The sequence below is a fragment of the Dietzia sp. UBA5065 genome (genome assembly GCA_002415925.1).
In the GTDB taxonomy this organism is placed as follows: Bacteria; Actinomycetota; Actinomycetes; order Mycobacteriales; family Mycobacteriaceae; genus Dietzia.
In genome coordinates, this window is the sequence record DIAZ01000169.1 from 31,610 (window position 1) to 35,548 (window position 3,939).

Here is a 3,939-nt window from a genome sequence, read left to right on the forward strand (position 1 = left end):
GCGCCGACCATGACGACGACGACGAGGGCCGCGACGATCGGCGTGAGCAGACCCAGGATCAGCAGGAGCCCTCCGACCAACTCGACGCCTCCCGCGAACACCGCCGCGGCCCGGGCCGCCGGGACGCCGACGGAGTCGAAGAACTCCCCGGTGGCTCCGGCGCCGTTGGTGACGAGCTTCTCCCAGCCGTGGGCGACCAGCACGACGCCCAGGAGGGCCCGGGCGATGAGCAGACCGAGGTCGCGGACGAGCCCGGGGACGGGGAGCAGCAGGGTCTCGGTCGTGGCGGAGACGGGGCGGGGGGCGGTGGTGGTCATGCGGGTCCTTCCAATGGATGATGTGTCACACACTTCTACCCTCGCGCTAGATGTCGTGTCAACTAACGGCTACGCTGTGGACATGGCAGACCACGTTCCGAGCGAGCACGTCAGATGGTTGTCCGACCAGGAGAAGGCGCTGTGGCGCGACTACCTCGCCATCCAGGGACGCCTCCACCTGGAGATCCAGCGGGACCTCAAGGCCAACTCGAGCCTCACGGAGCCCGAGTTCGAGGTCCTGGTGTACCTCAGCGAGGCCGGCGGACCACTCCGGATGACCGCCCTGGCCGACGTCCTCCAGTGGGAACGCAGCCGGCTGTCCCATCAGGTCACCCGGATGGTCAAGCGCGGACTGGTCGAGCGGACCAGCTGCCCCACCGACGGCCGCGGCGCCTTCGTCTCCGTGACCGCGGGGGGGATGACCGAGATCGAGCGGGCGGCGCCCCATCACGTCGCCACGGTCCGCCGGGTGTTCCTCGACAAGCTGAGCCGGGACGACGCGAGCGAACTCGCCCGCCTCCTCGCGCTCGTCGAGGGCTCGGAGGGTCGGGAGCCGACTCGGCAATACTCCGCCGCGGGCGTACCCTCAGGGGCGTGAACGCAGTGCTCGTGGTGGTCGTCGTGCTCCTGGTGGGGCTCGCCCTCGTGGTCGGGGGCACCGGCCTGCTCGGCCTGCTCGGGCGGTTACCCGGCAACGGCGTCCTGGGCGTCCGGACCCCGGAGACCCGCCGCTCCCCCGAGGCGTGGGACCTGGCCAACCGGGCCGCCGGACCCGCGTTCCTCGGCTCCGGTCTGATGCTCCTGCTCGGTGCGCTGGGAGTGGGTCTGATCGGCGGCTGGGTCGGCGGCCTCGTCGTCGTCGTCGCCCTTCTCGGCGGCCTGGTCCTCCTCAACGTCGCCGGCCTCGCGGGGTCCCGCGCCGCGGCGGTCTGGGAGGACTCCCAGGAGGAGCAGGGCGGCTGCGGCTGCGGGTCCGACGGCGGCTGCGGCGGCCACCCGGCCGGGTCGGACACCTCCGGGTCCGACGCCACCGGGTCCGACTCGAGCGCGGCCGCGTCCTGCTCCCCCGGCGGCCACGCCGACCCGGCCGCCGACTGCGGCGTGACCGGCGGCTGCGGCTCGTGCGCGCTCCAGGGGATGTGCGAGCCGGAGAACTCCGCCACGTGAGGAGCGGCGGCGGCCGACCGGTGGCCCGCCCCACGGCTCCCCCCTACGGTCTGAGGTCCACCGACACCGCACCGTGAAGGAGTACGACATGGCACCGAACCGAGGCGCAGACGCCGGAACCGACGTGATCGACATTCTCACCGCCGACCATCGCGAGATGGTCGGGCTCATCGAGGTGATCGAGGAGACCGCGGACCCCGAGGAGCGTCGGGCGCTGGCGGATTCCGTCATCGCCGAGGTCATGCGCCACTCCGTGGCCGAGGAGCTGTTCGTCTACCCCGAGTACGAGCGCAGCATCCCCGGCGGCACCGAGGAGGTGGATCACGACAAGGAGGAGCACCAGGAGATCGAGGTGGTGATGAAGAGGCTCGAGGGCGTCGACTCCGGGAGCGCCGAGTTCCTGGCCGTGGCGAAGCGGCTCAAGGAACTGCTCGAGCACCACGCCCACGACGAGGAGTCCGACCAGTTCCCCAAGATGCGCGAGCACCTCACCGCCGAGGCCCTGGTGGACATGGGCCGCAAGGTCGAGGCGGCCAAGATGATCGCCCCCACCCGGCCGCATCCCGGCGCGCCGCACTCTGAGCTGTTCCACATGACCCTCGGCCCCGGCATCGGCATGGTCGACCGTCTCCGTGACGCCCTCAGCGGCCGGTTCAGGAACACCTGACCCCATGGCCGCGGAGTTCTCGATCACGCGGTCGGCGGTGCTGCGCGCCCCCGCGCCCGCGGTGTTCGCGCAGATCGAGGACTTCCGCGCCTGGACCGCCTGGTCCCCGTGGGACCGGATCAACCCGACCATGCACCGCGAGTACTCCGGCAGGCAGCGCGGGGTGGGTGCGCGTTACGCCTGGTCGGGGGCGGGCAGGGCCGGCGCCGGGGCGATGGAGATCGTCGACGCCGCCGCCGGCCGGCAGGTCGTGATCCACCTACGGCTCGTCGATCCCGTCAGGGCGCGATCCACGATGGTGTTCACCCTCCGCCCGCTCGGGCCCGACACCACCGACGTCACGTGGACGATGAGCGGGCGGCGGGGGCTCCTCACGCGCCTGCTCGCCCTCCGGGTCGGGATGGATTCGATGATCGACCGGCAGCTCGAGGAGAGCCTCGAGGCCCTCGGCCGGGCCGCTAGGTCAGAAACCGGATCAGCACGGCGATGAGCCCGCACCCGGCCATCACCAGCACCATCGCCACCACGCCGACGTTGTAGACCGCCTGCGTCTGCTCGACCTCGCCGGCGCGGACGAAGCGCCCCACCCGCTGCTCGTGCCGACGTTGCACCCTGAGCAGGGCCAGCAGCGGCACCACCAGCAGCAGCGAGAAGACCGCCGCGGCCATCGTGGACGTCTCCGCCACGAGCTTGGCCACCAGGATGATGTTCACCGCGACCACGGCCCAGGTCCGGGCCCACGACAGGCTCGTCCGTTCCGCCGCGAGGCCCTCGTCGGGCGGGATCGCCTCCGGCCGCACGCCGATGCGCCGCCGGGGGGTGGTCACGAGATGGTACCGGCGAGGATCGCGACCACCAGGAGCACCGCGCCGATCGCGATGCCCAGCACCAGCAGGATCGACGCCTGCGGCACCGGCAGCGGCCGCGTGTGGCGCATGGCGGCCTCGATGCGGATCCACCTGCGGAACGACACGATCGACAGCAGCGCCGCCAACACCAGGAGTGTGCAGGCCAGCGGGGTGCGGACGGCCTCCGGGATCTGGTCGCCGGCGAAGGCCTCCATCGCCACCGCACCCGCCATCAGCCCGAGGCTCGTGCGGATCCACGCGAGGAAGGTCCGTTCGTTGGCGAGCGTGAACCGCGGGTCCGGTTCCTCGCCGTCCCGCAGCGCCCTGGGCCGCCAGCCCCGCCCCACTTGCTCCGTCATGGGCCCGAGCCTATCGGTCACGCTCCGCGGCCGGGGTGGTGCAATGGTCCGATGAACCTCCTACGCCGCCTCCGGATCGAGCCGTTCATCCTGGCGATCCTGGCCGCGGTGGTGGTGGCCGCGTTCCTGCCGGCCACCGGTGGTGCGGCGGACGCGCTGGAGTGGGTGACGACGATCGGCATCGCCGTGCTGTTCTTCCTCTACGGTGCGCGCCTGGAACCCCGTGAGCTGGTGGCCGGCCTGACGCACTGGCGGCTGCACTCGGTGGTGTTGGCCGCGACGTTCGTCCTGTTCCCGCTGCTGGGCCTGGTGGGCAGGTGGGCGCTCACCCCGGTGCTCGGCGCGGGGTTGGCCACCGGTTTCCTGTTCCTCACCCTGGTGCCGTCGACAGTCCAGTCGTCCATCACGTTTGTCGCGATCGCCCGCGGCCACGTCAGCGCGGCCGTGGTCTCGGCGTCCGTGTCCAACCTCCTGGGGGTGTTCGCCACCCCGCTGCTGGTCTTCCTCCTGATGACCCCCGACGGGTCGGTCACCGTCAGCGGGGGCTCCGTGGGGAAGATCGCGCTGCAGCTGCTGCTGCC

Annotated in this window: 8 protein-coding genes; 5 read left to right on the forward strand and 3 right to left on the reverse strand. The window is 71.9% G+C overall.

The annotated features are described in order from the left end of the window. The coding region (locus B4M60_RS13790) for a DoxX family membrane protein (RefSeq protein WP_291085196.1) at positions 1-317 on the reverse strand (317 nt) is incomplete at its 3' end. Positions 318-399: 82 nt separating this feature from the next. Here B4M60_RS13790 and B4M60_RS13795 point away from each other — a divergent pair. The 4 genes from B4M60_RS13795 to B4M60_RS13810 all read left to right on the forward strand — a co-directional run bounded on the left by B4M60_RS13795 (position 400) and on the right by B4M60_RS13810 (position 2,641). Next, positions 400-915 (forward strand): MarR family winged helix-turn-helix transcriptional regulator, encoded by a 516-nt coding sequence (locus B4M60_RS13795; RefSeq protein WP_291085199.1) that lies wholly within the window; start codon positions 400-402, stop codon positions 913-915. Continuing rightward, the gene (locus tag B4M60_RS13800; protein ID WP_291085202.1) at positions 912-1,484 is read left to right on the forward strand and encodes an SdpI family protein; all 573 of its coding nucleotides are present in this window, start codon (positions 912-914) and stop codon (positions 1,482-1,484) included. The genes B4M60_RS13795 and B4M60_RS13800 overlap by 4 nt, the downstream gene beginning before the upstream one ends. 88 nt (positions 1,485-1,572) lie before the next feature. Further along, positions 1,573-2,151 (forward strand): hemerythrin domain-containing protein, encoded by a 579-nt coding sequence (locus B4M60_RS13805; RefSeq protein ID WP_291085205.1) that lies wholly within the window; start codon positions 1,573-1,575, stop codon positions 2,149-2,151. A gap of 4 nt (positions 2,152-2,155) precedes the next feature. Then, complete coding sequence (locus tag B4M60_RS13810; protein WP_291085208.1) at positions 2,156-2,641, forward strand: SRPBCC family protein; 486 nt, start codon at positions 2,156-2,158, stop codon at positions 2,639-2,641. Here B4M60_RS13810 and B4M60_RS13815 read toward each other — a convergent pair. Continuing rightward, positions 2,610-2,978 (reverse strand): DUF202 domain-containing protein, encoded by a 369-nt coding sequence (locus tag B4M60_RS13815; protein ID WP_291085211.1) that lies wholly within the window; start codon positions 2,976-2,978, stop codon positions 2,610-2,612. The genes B4M60_RS13810 and B4M60_RS13815 overlap by 32 nt on opposite strands. Then, complete coding sequence (locus B4M60_RS13820) at positions 2,975-3,358, reverse strand: YidH family protein (protein WP_291085214.1); 384 nt, start codon at positions 3,356-3,358, stop codon at positions 2,975-2,977. Before B4M60_RS13820 ends, B4M60_RS13815 begins: the two co-directional genes overlap by 4 nt. A gap of 51 nt (positions 3,359-3,409) precedes the next feature. On the opposite strand from B4M60_RS13820, the gene B4M60_RS13825 reads away from it, so the two are divergent. Further along, positions 3,410-3,939, forward strand: a 530-nt coding sequence (locus tag B4M60_RS13825) for a bile acid:sodium symporter (RefSeq protein WP_291085217.1), incomplete at its 3' end; no start/stop codon positions are given.